Origin of the sequence: Actinoplanes sp. OR16 (assembly GCF_004001265.1) — a bacterium.
Taxonomy (GTDB): Bacteria; Actinomycetota; Actinomycetes; order Mycobacteriales; family Micromonosporaceae; genus Actinoplanes.
This window is the reverse complement of the sequence record NZ_AP019371.1, coordinates 6,117,187-6,133,628: the sequence shown is the minus strand read 5'-3', so window position 1 is coordinate 6,133,628 and position 16,442 is coordinate 6,117,187. Positions and strand designations below refer to the sequence as shown.

Sequence of the window (16,442 nt, the reverse complement as noted above, 5' to 3'; positions counted from 1 at the left end):
AACGCTCGGCCGGGTGGGGGCGATTAGTCGGGATTCGCAGGGGTACGTGAACTGCCTGAAGACGTGCAGGACGGAGGGGACGATGACCCACATTGACGCACGAAGCGAGCAGGCCTCCACGGCTGAACTCGTCAGCCGGCTCAGCGAACAGGTGAGCACGCTGGTCCGCGACGAGCTGGCGCTCGCCCGGATCGAGATGATGGAGAAGGGCAAGAAGGCCGGGAAGGGCGCGGGCCTCCTCGGCGGCGCCGGGGTGATCGCCGCTTATGGGCTGGGCGCCCTGTTCGTCACCGCCGGCGCAGCCCTGGCCCTGGTCATGCCGGTGTGGGCGGCCGCTCTCATCGTGACCGTGGTGCTCTTCGCGGCCGCCGGGATCGCGGCGCTCATCGGCAAGAAGGAAGTGCAGGAGGCGGTGCCGCCCACGCCCCAGGCAGCGATGGCCAGCGGACGCCGGGACGTCGACACGCTGATGACGGCGGCTCGCCAGGGGAGGCAGTCATGACGGCTACCGGTGACTCCTCGTCCGGTTCCTCTTCGAGCTCCTCTTCCGGCTCCTCTCCCGGCTCCTCTTCCGGTGGAAACGGCGGGGCACGGGGTGGCGGGCAGCGCGGGGTGAGCGTCAACGCCACGGCCCGGTCCGCGCAGGGGCGTACCGGCAAACAGCACGGCTCCAAGCCCGGCGGACCCAAGCCCGCGCCGCCACCCAACCAGAACCGGACCGGACCCGGACCCGCCAAGCCGGCCCGCGGGGAGGCGCCGCCGGCTGCCGGACGGAAACCGAGCCCGGGACCGGCCGCGACCGGCAAACCTTCGAGTGGGATGGCCGCGCCCACGAGCGTGGCCCCGGACGGCGGGAAGCATGCTCCGGAGACCGTCGGGGAGGCGCTGGTGGCTTCGCTGCGGGCGGAGGAGGCTCGGGCCTCTGCTCGACCTGACGCCAAGGCCGGGGCTACCCCTGCCGAGCCGGCCAAGCCCGGGGCTGCCCCTGCCGAGCCGGCCAAGGCGGGGACCACCCCCGCCGAGCCGGCCAAGGCGGGGACCACCGGGTCGGTGCCGTTGCCCGAGTCCCCGGACTCCGGGACACCGGGTGGTGGCGCTGATGATTCCGGAGGGGATGAGAGCGGGGGCTCCGGGCGTACCGGGGAGTTGAAGGCCGAGATCGCACGGACCCGGACCGAAATGGGGCAGACCGCCGCGGCGCTGGCCGCGAAAGCGGACGTCGCGGGAAGGGTGCGGCAGGCGAGCGCGGAGACCGGCACGCACGTGGCCGAGGCCGCCGCGGAGACCGTGGAGCAGGCGCGGGCGGCCGTCGAGGCGATGCCGCGGCGCGTGGCCGAGGTGCCCCGGCTGGTGGCCGACGTGCCGAGGCGGGTGGCCGAGGAGCCGCGGCGGTACGCGATGCTCGGCGCCGCTGTGGCCGCCGCCGCCATCGGGGTGGTGCTGATCCGGAAGGCTCGCTGACGGCAGATCTTGGAGGATGGGCCCCGGCCGGACTGATTCCGGCCGGGGCCCATCGTCGTGCCGGATCGTTGGTGGTGAGCCGGACCCCGGCCGGCGCGGCCTCGAGACAGCGGTGAACCACGGCCGGGCGCCCGACGCGGTGCGGATTTGGGACGGTGCTGGGACCGGGCTGTGATGGTTCGGATGCTGTGATCGGGTGGGGTGGGCGGATCGCCGCCCGCGAGCGTGACCACGACCGCTCCGGAGCCCTCGCTTTGAAACGTCTCACCATGCCCGCAAGCAACGGGACCGCGCTCTCACCACGACCGCGTCAAGCACATAGGTCCTCAACTCTTGACCCAGCGCTAACAGGATCGTAACGTGAGTCACACCCCCGCTAGAACGTTTCAAGTTTGTCTTTATCTGGAGGCGTCATGCGTCCTCGGTTCACTGCCGCCGTCGCTCTGACCGCGACGGCCGCACTGGCTCTCACCGGGTGCACCAAGAAGAACGACACCGATACCGGCACCGGCGCTGCGGCGAGCGGCGACAAGACATACAAGGTCGCCTTCGTCCCGAAGCTCCAGGGTGTCCCCTACTTCGAGGCGATGAACGCCGGCGGCAAGGAGGCCGCCGCGGCGCTCGGCAACGTCGAGTGGCTCTACCAGGGTCCGACCCAGGCGGACGCGGCCGCGCAGGCCGACATCGTCCGCTCCTACATCCAGCAGAAGGTCGACGCCCTGATCGTGGCGCCGAACGACCCGGACAGCATGGCCCCGCTCCTGCAGCAGGCGAAGGACGCCGGCATCCACGTGGCGACCGCCGACACCGACGCGCCGAGCAGCGTCCGCGAGGTCTTCGTGAACCAGGCGACGGCCGAGGGCATCGGCCAGGGCCTGACCGACTCGCTGCTCACCGCGATGGGCGGCAAGGGCAAGTACGCGATCGTCTCCTGCGGCCAGACCGCCGAGAACCTGAACTCCTGGATCGAGGTGCAGAAGGCGTACACCAAGGAGAAGTACCCCGAGGCCGAGATCGTGGACATCGTCTACGCCGGTGAGGACCAGGCCAAGGCCACGCAGATGGCGACCGACCTGATGAACGCCCACCCGGACCTGACCGGTCTGGTCGGCGAGTGCACCTCGTCGGCGCCCGGTGTGGCGCAGGCCGTCAAGGACGCCGGCAAGATCGGCAAGGTCTTCACGGTCGGTCTCGGCACGCCGCAGGCGATGAAGCCGTACCTGACCGACAAGTCGTCGACCGCCGCGATCCTCTGGGACGTGGAGAACCTGGGCTACCTGACCGCCTGGGCCGGCGCGCAGCTCGCGCAGGGCAAGCCGTTCGCGGCGACCAACAACGTGTCCAGCGACCTGTCCGCGGTGGCCTACACCGAGGCCGACAAGATGCTGCTGCTCGGCCCGGCGCTCGCTATCACCGACCAGAACGTCGACCAGTTCAACTACTGATGACCGACACCATCACGAAGCCCCGGCTGCGCCTGACCGCTGTCTCCAAGCGGTTCGGCGCGGTTCGGGCCATTCAGCACGCCGACCTCACCGTCCAGGTGGGCCAGGTGCACGCCCTGGTCGGCGAGAACGGCGCCGGCAAGTCCACGATGATCAAGATCGTCGCCGGGGCGGAGACCTCCGACACCGGCGAGATCGAGTGGGACGGCAGCCCGGTGAAGATCGGTTCCACGACGGACGCGATCGCTCTCGGGATCGCGACCGTCTACCAGGAGCCGCAGCTCTTCCCGGAGCTGACGGTCGCCGAGAACATCTTCCTCGGCAAGGAGCTCAAGAAGCGCGGACGAGTCGACTGGGCGGCGCAGAACGCCAAGGTCGTCGAGCTCCTCGAGCTGCTCGGCCTCCCGGCGAAGTACGCGACCGCCACCGTCGGCGACCTCTCCATCGCCGAGCAGCAGCAGGTCTCGATCGCGAAGGCGCTCTCCGGCGACGCGAAGGTGCTGATCCTCGACGAGCCGTCGGCGATCCTGACCGACGCCGAGATCGAGGTGCTCTTCGACGTGGTGCGGCGCCTGACCGCCTCGGGCGTGAGCGTCATCTACATCTCGCACCGGCTGGACGAGCTCTTCCGCATCGCCGACGAGGTGACGGTCATGCGCGACGGCCGGACGATCGGGACCTATCAGATCAAGGATTTGAGCGTACGGGAGATAGCCCACCTGATGGTGGGTGAAGAGCTTTCGGACGCCCGGCCCCATCGGGAGGTTCCGGACGGGCCGGCCGTGCTGGAGCTCAAGGGACTGACCCGGGAGGGGAAGTTCTCCGACGTCGACGTCAGCGTCAAGGCCGGCGAGATCGTGGCCCTCTACGGGCTGGTCGGCAGTGGCGTCTCGGAGATCGCGGCCTGCTGTTACGGCATGGACCGGGCCACCGGAGGCGAGCTGCGCATCGATGCGAGCCCGGCGAATCCGAGGAGTCCGGAAGACGCCCAGAAGCTGGGCATCGCCCTGCTCCCCGCCAACCGCAAGGTCGAGGGCATGTTCGGCTTCCAGTCGATCGCCTTCAACATCTCGGCCGGTCACCTCAAGCTGCTGTCCAAGCTCGGGATGTTCGTCGACCGGGCGCGGGAGAAGGCCGTCGCGCTCGACATGATCAAGCGGCTGGCCGTCCGTACCCCTCATGAGCGGCAGCCGATCAGCGCGATGTCCGGCGGCAACGCCCAGAAGGTCGTCCTGGCCCGGCAGCTGGTGGAGCGCCCGAAGGTGCTGATCCTCGCCGAGCCGACCCAGGGCGTCGACGTGGGCGCCAAGGAGGAGATCCACCGCCTGATCACCGAGCTGGCCGAGGAGGGCACCGCGGTGCTCGTGGTGACGTCGGACCTGCCGGAGGCGCTGCGCATCGCGGACCGCATCCAGGTGGTGCGGGGCGGCACGACGACGGAGGAGTTCGGACCGGACGCCAAGCAGGTCGACCTGCTGGCGGCGGCCGCGGGAGGCAGTGAATGAGCTTGTTGAAAGAGCGCGCCAGGACCAAGGTCCTGCCGAGCCCGGTCACCGGCCAGGAGATCGTCCTGGTCGGCGTGATCGCCGTGCTCTGGGCCGCGCTCGCGGTCAGCACCCCGGCGTTCCTGACGGCCGGCTCGATCCAGCCGCTGCTCGTGGCGACCGCCCCGGTGGCCCTGGTCGGCGTGGGAATGACCATCGTGATCATCACGGGTGGCATCGACGTCTCGGTCGGCGCCGCCATCATGGTCTGCTCGGTCATCACCGCCAAGGTGCTGGTGAACGCGGACGTGAACCTCGGCGCCGCGGTGCTGATCTCGGTCCTCTCTGGCGCGGCGCTGGGCCTGGTCAACGGCGTGCTGATCGCCTACGGCCGGGTGCACGCCATCATCATCACGTTCGGCACGGCGAACCTCTTCATGTGGCTGGGCCTGCAGATCTTCGGCTCGGGCACGGTGAACGGCATCCCGGCCACGCTGGCGTTCTTCGGGCGCGGCCAGGAGGGGCGCACGCTCGGCGTGCCGCACGCGTTCCTGGTCACCATCCTGATCACCGCGGCGGCCTGGTGGTGGCTGCGGCACACCGCCGGTGGACGGCACTTCTTCGCGATCGGCGGTGACACGCAGGCGGCCCGCCTGGCCGGTGTCCGGGTGCAGCGGCGGGTGCTGCTCGCCTACGTGATCACCGGCGTTCTGGTCGGTCTCGCGTCCTGCTTCGTGATCGCGCAGGGCACGTCCACGCTGGACCAGTCGGTCGGCTCCGGCAAGGAGCTCGCCGTGATCGCGGCCGTCGTCATCGGCGGGACCTCGATCATGGGTGGCCGCGGCTCGGTGCTCGGCACCCTGCTCGGCGCGCTGCTGGTCCAGACCGTGTCGTCCGGCGTGACCCAGCTCGGCTGGCGCTCGCAGCTGTCCGACCTGTTCGTCGGCATCTTCATCATCGTGGCGGTCGGCGCCGACCTGCTGCGGGCACGTGCGAGGAGGTCGCGATGACAGCGGACACGCTCGAGAAGCCCACGCGGAAGCGTGAGAGAACGGATCTGACGCGACTCTTCCTGACGCAGCGGATCCCCCTGCTCGCCGTCCTGATCGTCATCGTCGTCGTCACGTTCTTCATCAACGACGCCGGCGGCTACCTGACCGCCCCCTACGACTTCGACTACATGTCAGCGTCGCTGATCAGCGCGGTCCCGCTGGCCATGCTCGGCCTGGCGGAGATGCTGGTCATCCTCTCCGGACGCGGCGGCATCGACCTGAGCGTCGGCGCCATCGTGAGCCTGGCCGGCATGATCTTCGGGTTCGCGTACGGCGAGTGGGGCTGGCCCCTCTGGCTGGCGATCATCGCGACCGCCGGCTTCGGGGCGCTGCTCGGCGCCGTGAACGGCTTCCTGGTCTCCTACATCGGATTCCCGGCGCTGATCGCGACGCTCGCGACGTTCTACGCGTACAAGTCGATCGCCATCGTGATCAACAACCAGCAGCCGATCAGCACCGAGCCGATCCAGCAGCTCTTCTCGCTGAGCAAGTCGGTCGAGCTGCCGATCATCGGGCAGTACATCCCGGACGTGCCGCTGGGCATCTTCACCTTCCTGCTGCCCACGGTGGTCGCGGTCTGGCTGCTGCTGGCGCGGACGGCGTACGGCCGCCGGCTCTACGCGATCGGCACCAACGACGTGGCCGCCCGCTGGGCCGGTCTCCCGGTCCGGGACACGCGGTTCAAGGCGTACGTCTACGCGGGCCTGATCTCCGGCCTGGTCGCCGTGGTGACCGTTGCCCAGTTCGCCTCGGCCCGCCCCGACGCGGGCGTCTCCGGCAACGGCATGGCCCTGCCCGCGATCACCATCGCCGTCCTCGGCGGTGTGGCGATCACCGGCGGCATCGGCCGGGTCGCCGGCGTGGTGCTCGCCACCCTGCTCATCGTCTGGCTCAACGCCGGCATCCTGCTCGCCTTCGTCGGCAACGAGGGCTCGCAGTACCAGCTCCTCGCCCTCGGCGCGGTCCTCGTCTTCGCGGCGCTGCTGAACGGGCTCACCAACCGCAAGTACGGAGGCGCCCAATGAATCTCGACGGACTCGACGGCTTCAGCATCGAGGTTCCCAGCTGGGCCTATGGCAATTCGGGCACCCGGTTCAAGGTCTTCACGACCAAGGGGGTGCCGCGGGACCCGTACGAGAAGATCTCGGACGCCGCACAGGTCAACAAGCTCACCGGGCTCGCGTCCCGGGTGTCGCTGCACATCCCGTGGGACCTGGTCGACGACTGGTCGGCCTTGAAGCGGCACGCGGAGGAGAACGGCGTCCGGATCGGCGCGATCAACTCCAACCTCTTCCAGGAGGACGACTACCGGCTCGGGTCGCTCTGCCACCCGGACGCCGCGGTCCGCCGCAAGGCCGTCGACCACCACCTGCAGTGCATCGACGTGATGCGGCAGACCGGCTCGGCCGACCTGAAGATCTGGCTGCCGGACGGCCTGAACTACCCCGGTCAGGACTCGCTGCGCGGCCGGCAGGAGCGGCTCGCCGAGTCGTTGAGGACGATCTACGACGCGCTCGACCCGAACCACCGGATCCTGCTCGAGTACAAGCTGTTCGAGCCGGCGTTCTACAGCATGGACATCCCGGACTGGGGCACCTCGCTGCTGCACTGCCTGGCCCTCGGCGAGCAGGCCACGGTCGTGCTCGACACCGGTCACCACGCGCCGAGCACCAACATCGAGTTCATCGTGATGCAGCTGCTGCGGCAGAACCGGCTGGGCGCGTTCGACTTCAACTCGCGCTTCTACGCCGACGACGACCTGATCGTGGGCGCGGCCGACCCGTTCCAGCTGTTCCGGATCCTGTCCGAGATCGTGGCGGTCGGCGGGCACCGGCCGGAGTCCGGGGTCAACTTCATGCTGGACCAGTGCCACAACATCGAGGACAAGATCACCGGCCAGATCCGCTCGGTCCTCAACGTCGAGCAGGCGCTGGCCAAGGCTCTGCTCATCGATCAGGAGGCGCTCGCGGCGGCCCAGCGCGCCGGTGACGTGCTCGGTGCGAACGCGATCCTGATGGACGCCTACGAGACCGATGTCCGCGCGGCCCTCGCGGACCGGCGCGAGGCGCGGGGCCTTCCGCGCGATCCGGTGGCGGCCTACCTCGCCTCGGGGTACGGGGAGAAGACCGCGAGCGAGCGCATCGGTGGCACGCAAGCGGGATGGGGCGCCTAAAACCCGGCGCGCATCGGGTGGCGCGGCGCACCATGGGTCCCATGGGAATCGTCGCGCCACCGAGCCACGACGAGCGGGTGACAGCGGTCCGGGCCCGCCTGAACGACATCACCGACGGCGATCCCGGCCCCGGCGAGCGCGCCCTGCTGGCCCGTCTGCTGCGCTCGTTCGCGGCGAAGGCGCCGGCGGCCGCCGACGAACTGATCGACGTGCTGGACGGCGACACCGGCGTCCTCCGGGAACGGGCGCACGCGCTCAAGGGCTCGTCGGCGAACATCGGCGCGACCGCCCTGGCGGCGATCTGCGCGGCCGTCGAAACCGATGCCCGCGCCGGGAACCGGCCGGACCCGGCGACCGCCGCACACCTCCGGGACGAGATCGCCGGGATGGTGCGGGCGGTCACCGAGGTGGCCGACGCCTACGAGCGGTGACCCCGGACCAGGTACTTGTGGTAGTCGGGGACGGCCGCGAGGACCGGCTCGACGATGTCCACGACACGGGCGAAGTTGGCCAGCCGCTCCAGCATCACCTCGGTCGCCACGGTCCCCCGGCCGATCAGGACCAGGCCGTTGACCGCCACGACGTCCTCGGCCAGGCGCATGCCGACCTCGAGCTCCATGATCCGGACGGACTTCACGATCTCCTGGTGCGCCCGCACGCCCTTGACCTTGCGCAGGGCGGCGAGCACGTGCGGCGCGCCGTCCCCGCGCTCCTCGAGGGCGCCGATCGCCGTCGCGTCGTTCGACGACCGGGACTCGATGATCTCGAAGTCGATGGCGGTGCGGACCACGTTGATGCCGGCCTCGACCAGCGCTGACCGCCCGGCCTCCGGCGCCGGCTCGCCGGCCAGGCCCTGCACGATCGCGACGACGTCGTGCAGCATCGGGATGTCGCGCAGCAGCCGGACGGCCGCCCGCGGCATCCCGTTGACCATGGCCTGCTCGTCCGGGCCGAGCGGCTGTCCCCGGTCCAGCTTCTTGAGCACCGCGGGCGGCACCGTCACGGCGCCGAGCTGCGACGCCATCGCCGCCACCTCGATCTCCCAGAGCGCCTCCAGCTGCAGTTGCCGGCAGAGCTCGGCGACCAGCGTGCGGATCCGGCCGGCCCGGGCGAACGCCACCGGGCTGGCCAGTTCCAGGCAGCCGAAGAGCGCCTGCACGCTGGCCCGCAGGGTGGTGTCGAGCAGTTCCCGGTCGTGCATGGCCTCGCCGTGCCGGGCCACCGCGTCGCCCACGATGCTGCGCAGCTCGTCGGTGCCGGCCGGCTTCGGCAGGTAGCGGTACACGCCGCCCGAGTTGATCGCCGCGATCGCGGTGTCGATGTCGCCGTGCCCGGTGTGCAGCACCCGGGTGGTGTCCGGGTACTCCACCGAGATCCGGCGCATCAGCTCGATGCCGTCCATGTTCGGCATCCGCATGTCGCTGACCACGGCCGCGACCGGGCCGTGCTCGGCCAGCACCTGCAGCGCCTCGACCCCGTCGGAGGCGGTCAGCAGCTTGTGGTCACGGCCCAGTTGCAGAGCGAGCGTCTGCAGCACGGTCTCCTCGTCGTCGACGAGAAGCACGACGGGCTTGCCCTCGTCGGCGGTGGCCGACCGGAACAGCTCGGTCCCCATCTGGTCCCTCACTCTTGGTGACATTGTCGTTACGTGAGGACTATCGCCCCGCACCGGCGGCGCATGAGCGATTTTCCCCGTCCGTTCTCCTCACCCGTGGCGCCGGCGGACCGAAATAACCACCACGTCCCGGCGGAGTCCCGCCACCGAGACCCCGAGGAAACGGATGACTAACGTGAGCGCTGCTGGGGAAGCAACACGTCTCGCTGCGGTACACAGCTACCGCCTGCTCGACGCCCCGCGCCCGACGGTGCTCGACGAGCTGACCCGTCTGGCCAGCTCGGTCTTCGAGACCTCGATGTCCACGGTCACGCTCGTCGACCGGGACCGGCAGTGGTTCGCCGGCAACACCGGCATGCCGGACAGCGGCGGGCCGCTCGCGACGTCCTTCTGCGGCCGGGTCGTCGACCGCCGCCTCGCCCTGGTCGTCCAGGACGCCCTGGACCACCCGGTCTACCGGACCTGGGGCACCGTCACCGGTACGCCGAACATCCGGTTCTACGCCGGTGTCCCGCTCATCGACGAGGACGGCCACATGCTCGGGACCATGTGCGTGCTCGACGACCGGCCGGGCTCGGCCGGCGACCGCCAGCTGGACATGCTCACCACGATGGCCGGGCAGGCGGCCGGACACCTCGCGGCCGTCCGCAGCCGGATGCTGCTCGCCGAGATCGGCGACGAGCTGTCCCGGGCGATCAGCCGCGAGGAGGATTTCGTCGCGACCGTCTCGCACGAGCTGCGCACGCCGGTCACCACGATCCAGGGCTACCTGGAGCTGCTCGTCGAGAACGAGGAGCTCGCGCCGTACCGCCGGCTGATCGACCCGATCCAGCGCAACGGCGAGCGCCTGGTCCGCATGGTGGATCACCTGCTGGCGGGCACCCGCCCGGCGGCCGCGCCGCTCCCCCTGCTGCGCGGCGGCACCGACCTGACGGCCGTCGCGGAGGCGGGCGCGGCCGCGTGCCGGGCGCAGGCGGCGCAGCGCGACGTGCGCATCGAGATCGAGGAGCCCGCCGAGACGGTACGGGTGACCGGCGACCTCACCCGTCTGAGCCAGGCCGCCGAACAGCTGATCCGCAACGCGGTCCTGTTCAGCGTCACCGGCACGGTCGTCACGGTGCGGGTGCTCACCGACGGGCTGGAGATCGCCGACGCCGGCTCCGGCATCCCCGCCGACGAACTGCCGTACGTGACCGAGCGCTTCTACCGCGGCCGGCACGCCCGGGAGCAGGCGGTGCCCGGCGTCGGCCTCGGTCTCGCCATCGTCGACCGGATCATGCGGGCGCACGACGGCTCGTTCACCGTCACGTCGCCCGGCGTGGACCGGGGGACTACGGTCCGGATGGTTCTGCCCGTCGAATCCTCATTGGGGCGGTAGCGCCTCAGTCCTGCCCCGTTCCTGCCGAATCTTCAGTTCGAGGGCGGTTCGAGGCGGGGGTAGGGGCTAATGGCGATCTTGCGACGTCTTCGGCTGGCCGGGCGGCTCGGCGCCGCCTTCGCGGTGGTGCTGGTGCTGCTCGGCATCGCCGTCGGCATCGGCGCGGTGGGCCTGACCCGGCAGCAGGACGCCACCGAGGAGCTGCACACCCTGCAGGGGCTGATGCGGCAGGTCGACGAACAGAAGTTCCTGAACGCCGACATCTCCGGGTGGCAGCTCGCTGTGGCCTGGGACGCGTACCGGATCGGCTACAAGAAGGCCGTCGAGGACACGAGCCAGAACCGGGCCGGCTTCCTGGCCGACAAGGAGGTCCTGGAGGAGCTCCTGGCCGACACGAACACCGCCGCCATGACCGCGGAGGAGAAGGCCCACTTCGACTCGATCAACGACCAGTGGGACAAGTACTTCGCGGCCGACAGCCAGATGATCGCGCTCTACGCGGCCGGCCAGCTCGAACAGGGCAACGCGATCATCCTGGGCACCGGATACGACGTCTACTACCAGATCGTCCAGGACACCGACGCGCTCGTCGGCTCCGTCAGCAACAGGGCGGCCACCGCCGCGAGCGATGCCCGATCGGAGGCCTCCTCCCTCCGTACCATCATGATCATCGTCTTCGTCCTCGCCGTCGCCGCGGCGCTGATCTTCTCGGTCGCGGTGACCCGCAGCGTGGTGGTCCCGGTGACCGGCCTGGTCAAGGCGTTGCGCGGGATGGCGGCCGGCGACCTCACGGTGCGCGTCGACTCCGCCGGCAACGACGAGATGGCCGAGATGGGCGCCGCGGTCGACGAGGCGGTGGCCGGCGTGCGCGCCACGGTCGTCGAGATCCTCGAGAACGGCGGCCGGCTGACCGCGGCCTCGGAGACGATGCGCCAGGTCAGCATGCAGATCGACACGGCCATCGCGGACGCCGACCAGCAGGCCGGGCTGGCCGCCTCCAGCGCGGCCGGCGTGTCCGGCAACGTCAACACGGTCGCGGCCGGGTCCACCGAGATGGGCTCGGCGATCGGCGAGATCTCCCGCAACGCCGCCGACGCCGCCCAGGTCGCCTCGGACGCGGTCGGCGCGGCCCGGTCCACCAGCGAGACCATCAACCGGCTCGGCGAGTCGTCGGCGCAGATCGGCGACGTCATCAAGACGATCACCGCGATCGCCGAGCAGACCAACCTCCTCGCCCTGAACGCGACGATCGAGGCGGCCCGGGCGGGCGAGGCCGGAAAGGGCTTCGCCGTGGTGGCGAGCGAGGTCAAGGACCTGGCGCAGGAGACCGCGCGGGCCACCGAGGACATCGCCAAGCGGGTCGAGGCCATCCAGACCGGCACCGGGCAGGCGGTCACCGCGATCGACGAGATCAGCCGGATCATCTCGCAGATCAGCGACTACCAGACCACCATCGCGTCGGCGGTCGAGGAGCAGAGCGCCACCACCGCCGAGATGAACCGCGGCGTCGGCGAGGCCGCGGCCGGCGTCACCGACATCGCGAACAACATCGCGAGCGTCGCGCACAGCACCGCGACCAGCCGGGAGGCGGTCAGCCTGGCCGCCCGCACCGCCGAGGACGTTCAGTCGCTGGCCGACCGGCTCCGCGACGCCGCCGGCCGGTTCAGGGTCTGACCCCGGGTCAGCATCGGCAGCACGCCGGTCACGTCCAGCGACCGGCGGACGATGCCGCGCGGCCGGGACACCCGCAGGTCGACGCCGCGCTCGGCGGCCAGGCCGTGGGCGTTCAGGAACATGTCGATGCCGGACGAGTCGCAGAACGTCAGGCCGGCCACGTCGAGGATCAGCTTCGACGGCCCGTCGTCCAGCGCCCGGGCCACCTGGTCCTCGACCAGGTCGGTGGTGGCCAGGTCGAGCTCGCCGCGCAGGTGCAGGCGGATCACCGTGCCGTCGTCGATCCGGACGATCCTCACGGCTACCACTCCCCCGCGCCGGGGCACGGGTGCAGTTCGACGAGCACGCGCTTCCCACCCTTGTAGTTCTGCACCGACCAGCCGGCCGCGAGGGCCTCGATCAATGCGATGCCCCGGCCGCCGACCCCGTCCGGGTCCCGGCGGCGCGGCACCACCGACGAGCCGTCGGCGACCGAGACGATCACCCGTCGCTCGTGCGCCTCGAGTTGCAGTGCGACACAGCCGCCGCCGTGCCGGACCGCGTTGGTCACCAGTTCACTCACCACGACGGCCGCGCCGTCGACCCAGTCCGGATCGCGGAAGCCCCAGCCGGCCAGGACCGCCACGACCGCCCGCCGGGCCGCGCCGGGCGCGCCGCGATCCAGCGGGACGTCCACATGTGCGGTCAACGCGCTCATACACAAAACCCCAGAGTCGCCGATGTGCGGCCGGACAGTACCCCGGGGACTTCCCCTGCGAAACCTCACCCGTGCGGATGGTCCCCCAGCAGCTTCGTGGCCAGGACCGCGGCCTGCGTGCGGCGCTCCAGGCCCAGCTTGGCGAGCAGACTGGACACGTAGTTCTTCACCGTCTTCTCGGCCAGGAACATCCGCGCCGCGATCTCCCGGTTGGTCAGGCCCTCCGCCACGTGCTCGAGGATCCGCCGCTCCTGATCGGTGAGCGAGGCCAGCTCGCGCGGCTGCTCGACGCCGTTGCGGATGCGTTCCAGGACCCGCTGGGTGACCTGCGGGTCCAGCAGGGACTGCCCGGCGGCGACCCGGCGGATCGCGTCGACCAGGTCGGTGCCGCGGATCTGCTTCAGCACGTAACCGGACGCACCGGCCATGATCGCGGCGAACAGCGCCTCGTCGTCCTCGTACGACGTCAGGATCAGTCCCTTGATCGACGAGTCGACGGCCCGGACGTCCCGGCACACGTCGATGCCGTTGCCGTCGGGCAGCCGGGCGTCGAGGACCGCCACGTCGGGGCGGAGCGCCGGAATGCGCGCGGCCGCCTCCCGGGCGGAGCCGGACTCGCCGATCACCTCGATGTCGCCGCCCGTCTGGAGCAGGTCGACGAGGCCACGGCGGACGACTTCGTGGTCGTCGAGGAGGAAGACTCGGATCATGTCCCCATTTTCGCCCCCGGGTGGCCCGTGCACCTAGGGCCAATGGTCCCGGGGGTAGCCTCGGGCCTGTGTCCGACCCCTCGACGCCCTCGCTCGGCCTGAGCCCCCTTTCCCGGGTCCGCCTCGACGCGCTGCTGCAGGAGATGCAGAACCGGGTCGGCGACATCGTGACCAGCCGGGAGCGGCTGCGCGCCCTGCTCGACGCGGTGGTCGGCATCGGCACCGATCTCGATCTGCGCAGCACCCTGCAGCGCATCGTCGAGGCGGCCTGCGCGCTCGCGGACGCGCGCTACGGCGCCCTCGGCGTGCTGGCGCCCGATTCCGATCACCTCTCCGACTTCGTCACCCACGGCATTCCCCCCGAGGCGCACGCGAAGATCGGCGACCTGCCGCACGGCCGCGGCGTCCTCGGTCTCCTGATCACCGATCCGCAGCCGGTCCGGCTGCCGGACATCACCAAGCACCCCGATTCGTACGGGTTCCCGCCGAACCATCCGCCGATGCACAGCTTCCTCGGCGTCCCGGTCCGGACCCGCGAACGGATCTTCGGCAACCTCTACCTCGCCGAGAAGCGGAGCGCCGCCGAGTTCAGCGAGGACGACGAGGAGATCGTGGTGGCCCTCGCCGCCGCGGCCAGCGTCGCGATCGACAACGCCCGGCTCTACGAGCTCGCCCAGCGGCGGCAGCGGTGGCTGGAGGCGGCGTCCGAGATCACCGGCGTGCTGCTGGGGACGGTCCGGCGTACCGAGGCGCTGCGGCTGATCGCCCGCCGTGCCCGGGAGGTGGCCGACGCCGAGCTGGTGCTGGTCCTGCTGCACGACGAGGAGAACGCCCGGTTCACCATCGAGGTGGCCGAGGGCGCCGACCCGGAGTGCGCGACCCTGGCCGGGCAGGTCGTGGCCGGCGACTTCGCCAGCTTCCCGGACGGTTTCCTGGACGACCTGCGCGAGGTGGCCGAGTGGCCCCGCCCGGTGCCGGCCGGACCGGCCCTGGCCGCGCCGCTGGCCGGCCGGGACATGCCCCAGGGCGTGCTCATCGTCAGCAAGACCGACCCCGAGGACGCCGTCCTGCTCTCCACGTTCGCCGGTCAGGCCGCCCTCGCGCTGGAACGCGCCCGCGCCCAGGAGGAGCGGGAGCTGCTCGCCGTCCTGGAGGACCGGGAGCGGATCGCGCGCGATCTGCACGACGTGGTGATCCAGCGGCTGTTCGCGACCGGCATGCAGTTGCAGGCCGCCGCCGGGCCGTCGGTCCGGCCGGACATCGCCAAGCGGATCAACGCGGCCGTCGACGACCTGGACGCCACCATCCGCGACATCCGCCGGTCGATCTTCGAGCTGCGGGCCCCGATCGGCGCGACGTTCCGCAACGAGCTGCGGGACACCGTGGACGACGCCGCCGCCACGCTCGGTTTCCGGCCCGCCCTGGAGACGTCCGGGCCGGTGGAGAGTGCCGTACCGGACGACGTGGTGCCGGAGCTCACGGCCGTGCTGCGGGAGGCGTTGTCGAACGTCGCCCGGCACGCGCGGGCTTCCGACGTACGAGTCTCGGTGCGGGTGACCGACGGCGAGCTGATCCTGCAGGTCGAGGACGACGGCGTCGGCATGGACCCGGAACTGGCCCGCGGCGGCCTGGTCAACATGGGCGAGCGCGCGCACGACCTGGGCGGCTCGTTCGAGGCGGGACCCCGGCCCGGCGGTGGCGGGACCCTGGTCACCTGGCGTGTGCCTCTTTAGGACCTTCGCCCCTTACCGGAGGAAGTCCCGGCGGGCCACCGTAGGAGGATGACCCGCTACGACCAGTCGGACCTGCGGCGCGCAGCCGCCGCGGCGATCTACGCACCCTCGATGCACAACACGCAGCCCTGGGCGTTCCGTCTGCGCGACGGCGCCATCGAAGTGCTCGCCGATGCGGGCCGGCAGCTGGAGGTCGCCGACCGGAGCGGCTGGGCGCTGCGCCTGGCGTGCGGGGCGGCCACCCTCAACGCACGGCTCGCGCTGGCCTGGGCGGGCACCCCGGCGGAGGTGCGGCTGCTGCCGCCGGACGCCCCCGAGGTGATCGCCCGCCTCACCCCGGGCCGGCTCCGGCCGCCCACCTACCCGGAGCGCGACCGCTATGCGGCGATCGAGCACCGGCACAGCAACCGCGACCCGTTCTGGCCGGACCCGGTCCCGGCCGACGCCCGGATCCGGATGATCGAGGCGGCCCAGGCCGAGAACGCCTGGCTGGACCTGCTGGTCGGGATGACCGCGCTGACCGGCTTCTCGGAGATCGCGCACAGCGCCGACCGGGTGCTGCGCCGCGACGAGCGGTACCAGGCCGAGCTGATCACCTGGACCGACACCGAGGACGCGCCGGACGGCATGCCGGTGGCGGTCGGCGCCCCGGTCGGCGAGCCGCAGGACCTGGTGCCGCAGCGCGCCTTCGCGACGCGCCGGCGCGGTCCGGGCCGCGACTACGAGCCGGAGCCGCTGATCGGCATCCTCGGTACCCCGGGCGACCGCCGGCTGGATCAGGTGGTGGCCGGTCAGGCCCTGCAGAACGTGCTGCTGACGGTCACCGACGCCGGTCTGGCCGCGTCGCTGATCTCACAGCCGATCGAGGTGACGCCGGCCCGCGACCAGCTGCGGCGCTCGCTCGGCCGGACCGGGTTCCCGCAGATGGCGATCCGGGTGGGGTACGGGCGGCCCGGCCACCCGTCGCCGCGGCGTGACGTAGCTGACGTGATCATGAAGTAAAGCTTTGTTGCCAGGGAT

General features: G+C 71.1%; 16 protein-coding genes. 12 read left to right on the top strand and 4 right to left on the bottom strand.

Annotated elements, in window-relative coordinates:
• Positions 1-82: 82 nt before the first annotated feature.
• The 8 genes from EP757_RS28070 (at position 83) to EP757_RS28035 (ending at position 8,046) form a co-directional block, all read left to right on the top strand.
• Positions 83-502, top strand: coding sequence for a phage holin family protein (locus EP757_RS28070; protein ID WP_127550985.1), 420 nt, complete (start codon positions 83-85; stop codon positions 500-502).
• Positions 499-1,461 (top strand): DUF3618 domain-containing protein, encoded by a 963-nt coding sequence (locus tag EP757_RS28065; RefSeq protein WP_127550983.1) that lies wholly within the window; start codon positions 499-501, stop codon positions 1,459-1,461. Before EP757_RS28070 ends, EP757_RS28065 begins: the two co-directional genes overlap by 4 nt.
• Before the next feature lie 413 nt (positions 1,462-1,874).
• A complete protein-coding gene (locus EP757_RS28060; RefSeq protein ID WP_127550981.1) occupies positions 1,875-2,906 on the top strand; it encodes an autoinducer 2 ABC transporter substrate-binding protein in 1,032 nt (343 codons plus the stop codon).
• On the top strand, positions 2,906-4,411 hold the full coding sequence (locus EP757_RS28055; RefSeq protein WP_127550979.1) for a sugar ABC transporter ATP-binding protein: 1,506 nt from the start codon (positions 2,906-2,908) through the stop codon (positions 4,409-4,411). The genes EP757_RS28060 and EP757_RS28055 overlap by 1 nt, the downstream gene beginning before the upstream one ends.
• A complete protein-coding gene (locus EP757_RS28050) occupies positions 4,408-5,400 on the top strand; it encodes an ABC transporter permease (RefSeq protein ID WP_127550976.1) in 993 nt (330 codons plus the stop codon). Before EP757_RS28055 ends, EP757_RS28050 begins: the two co-directional genes overlap by 4 nt.
• On the top strand, positions 5,397-6,467 hold the full coding sequence (locus EP757_RS28045; protein ID WP_127550974.1) for an ABC transporter permease: 1,071 nt from the start codon (positions 5,397-5,399) through the stop codon (positions 6,465-6,467). Before EP757_RS28050 ends, EP757_RS28045 begins: the two co-directional genes overlap by 4 nt.
• Entirely contained in the window at positions 6,464-7,615 is a 1,152-nt protein-coding gene (rhaI, locus tag EP757_RS28040) for an L-rhamnose isomerase (protein ID WP_127550972.1), read from the top strand. Before EP757_RS28045 ends, rhaI begins: the two co-directional genes overlap by 4 nt.
• A 41-nt stretch (positions 7,616-7,656) precedes the next feature.
• Positions 7,657-8,046, top strand: a complete 390-nt coding sequence (locus EP757_RS28035) for an Hpt domain-containing protein (RefSeq protein ID WP_232050038.1) — start codon at positions 7,657-7,659, stop codon at positions 8,044-8,046.
• On the opposite strand, the gene EP757_RS28030 is transcribed toward EP757_RS28035, so the two are convergent.
• Positions 8,034-9,230, bottom strand: a complete 1,197-nt coding sequence (locus EP757_RS28030; RefSeq protein ID WP_127550968.1) for a response regulator — start codon at positions 9,228-9,230, stop codon at positions 8,034-8,036. The two genes, EP757_RS28035 and EP757_RS28030, sit on opposite strands and share 13 nt — an antisense overlap.
• 175 nt (positions 9,231-9,405) lie before the next feature.
• On the opposite strand from EP757_RS28030, the gene EP757_RS28025 reads away from it, so the two are divergent.
• Positions 9,406-10,608, top strand: a complete 1,203-nt coding sequence (locus EP757_RS28025) for a GAF domain-containing sensor histidine kinase (protein WP_127550966.1) — start codon at positions 9,406-9,408, stop codon at positions 10,606-10,608.
• A 69-nt stretch (positions 10,609-10,677) separates the two neighbouring features.
• Positions 10,678-12,282, top strand: a complete 1,605-nt coding sequence (locus tag EP757_RS28020; RefSeq protein WP_127550964.1) for a methyl-accepting chemotaxis protein — start codon at positions 10,678-10,680, stop codon at positions 12,280-12,282.
• Here the strand turns inward: EP757_RS28020 and EP757_RS42945 are convergent.
• The 3 genes from EP757_RS42945 to EP757_RS28005 form a co-directional block, all read right to left on the bottom strand.
• Positions 12,231-12,581, bottom strand: a complete 351-nt coding sequence (locus tag EP757_RS42945) for an STAS domain-containing protein (protein ID WP_160165904.1) — start codon at positions 12,579-12,581, stop codon at positions 12,231-12,233. The two genes, EP757_RS28020 and EP757_RS42945, sit on opposite strands and share 52 nt — an antisense overlap.
• A 2-nt stretch (positions 12,582-12,583) precedes the next feature.
• Positions 12,584-12,979: an ATP-binding protein gene (locus EP757_RS28010; RefSeq protein ID WP_127550960.1), complete on the bottom strand. Its 396-nt coding sequence runs from the start codon at positions 12,977-12,979 to the stop codon at positions 12,584-12,586.
• 65 nt (positions 12,980-13,044) lie between these two features.
• Positions 13,045-13,689: a response regulator transcription factor gene (locus EP757_RS28005; RefSeq protein WP_127550958.1), complete on the bottom strand. Its 645-nt coding sequence runs from the start codon at positions 13,687-13,689 to the stop codon at positions 13,045-13,047.
• A gap of 143 nt (positions 13,690-13,832) precedes the next feature.
• Between EP757_RS28005 and EP757_RS28000 the strand changes: the two genes are divergently transcribed.
• The gene (locus EP757_RS28000) at positions 13,833-15,422 is read left to right on the top strand and encodes a GAF domain-containing sensor histidine kinase (protein ID WP_232050714.1); all 1,590 of its coding nucleotides are present in this window, start codon (positions 13,833-13,835) and stop codon (positions 15,420-15,422) included.
• A 48-nt stretch (positions 15,423-15,470) separates the two neighbouring features.
• On the top strand, positions 15,471-16,424 hold the full coding sequence (locus tag EP757_RS27995) for a nitroreductase family protein (RefSeq protein ID WP_127550954.1): 954 nt from the start codon (positions 15,471-15,473) through the stop codon (positions 16,422-16,424).
• Positions 16,425-16,442 lie beyond the last annotated feature (18 nt).

Bases quoted from the DNA above. Each gene is read 5' to 3' on its own strand.
- EP757_RS28035 (WP_232050038.1), top strand. From the start codon at position 7,657: ATGGGAATCGTCGCGCCACCGAGCCACGACGAGCGGGTGACAGCGGTC.
- EP757_RS28050 (WP_127550976.1), top strand. From the start codon at position 4,408: ATGAGCTTGTTGAAAGAGCGCGCCAGGACCAAGGTCCTGCCGAGCCCG.
- EP757_RS28065 (WP_127550983.1), top strand. From the start codon at position 499: ATGACGGCTACCGGTGACTCCTCGTCCGGTTCCTCTTCGAGCTCCTCT.
- EP757_RS28060 (WP_127550981.1), top strand. From the start codon at position 1,875: ATGCGTCCTCGGTTCACTGCCGCCGTCGCTCTGACCGCGACGGCCGCA.
- EP757_RS28055 (WP_127550979.1), top strand. From the start codon at position 2,906: ATGACCGACACCATCACGAAGCCCCGGCTGCGCCTGACCGCTGTCTCC.
- EP757_RS28005 (WP_127550958.1), bottom strand. From the start codon at position 13,689: ATGATCCGAGTCTTCCTCCTCGACGACCACGAAGTCGTCCGCCGTGGC.
- EP757_RS28045 (WP_127550974.1), top strand. From the start codon at position 5,397: ATGACAGCGGACACGCTCGAGAAGCCCACGCGGAAGCGTGAGAGAACG.
- rhaI (WP_127550972.1), top strand. From the start codon at position 6,464: ATGAATCTCGACGGACTCGACGGCTTCAGCATCGAGGTTCCCAGCTGG.
- EP757_RS28020 (WP_127550964.1), top strand. From the start codon at position 10,678: ATGGCGATCTTGCGACGTCTTCGGCTGGCCGGGCGGCTCGGCGCCGCC.
- EP757_RS28000 (WP_232050714.1), top strand. From the start codon at position 13,833: ATGCAGAACCGGGTCGGCGACATCGTGACCAGCCGGGAGCGGCTGCGC.
- EP757_RS28070 (WP_127550985.1), top strand. From the start codon at position 83: ATGACCCACATTGACGCACGAAGCGAGCAGGCCTCCACGGCTGAACTC.
- EP757_RS28030 (WP_127550968.1), bottom strand. From the start codon at position 9,230: ATGGGGACCGAGCTGTTCCGGTCGGCCACCGCCGACGAGGGCAAGCCC.
- EP757_RS28010 (WP_127550960.1), bottom strand. From the start codon at position 12,979: ATGAGCGCGTTGACCGCACATGTGGACGTCCCGCTGGATCGCGGCGCG.
- EP757_RS27995 (WP_127550954.1), top strand. From the start codon at position 15,471: ATGACCCGCTACGACCAGTCGGACCTGCGGCGCGCAGCCGCCGCGGCG.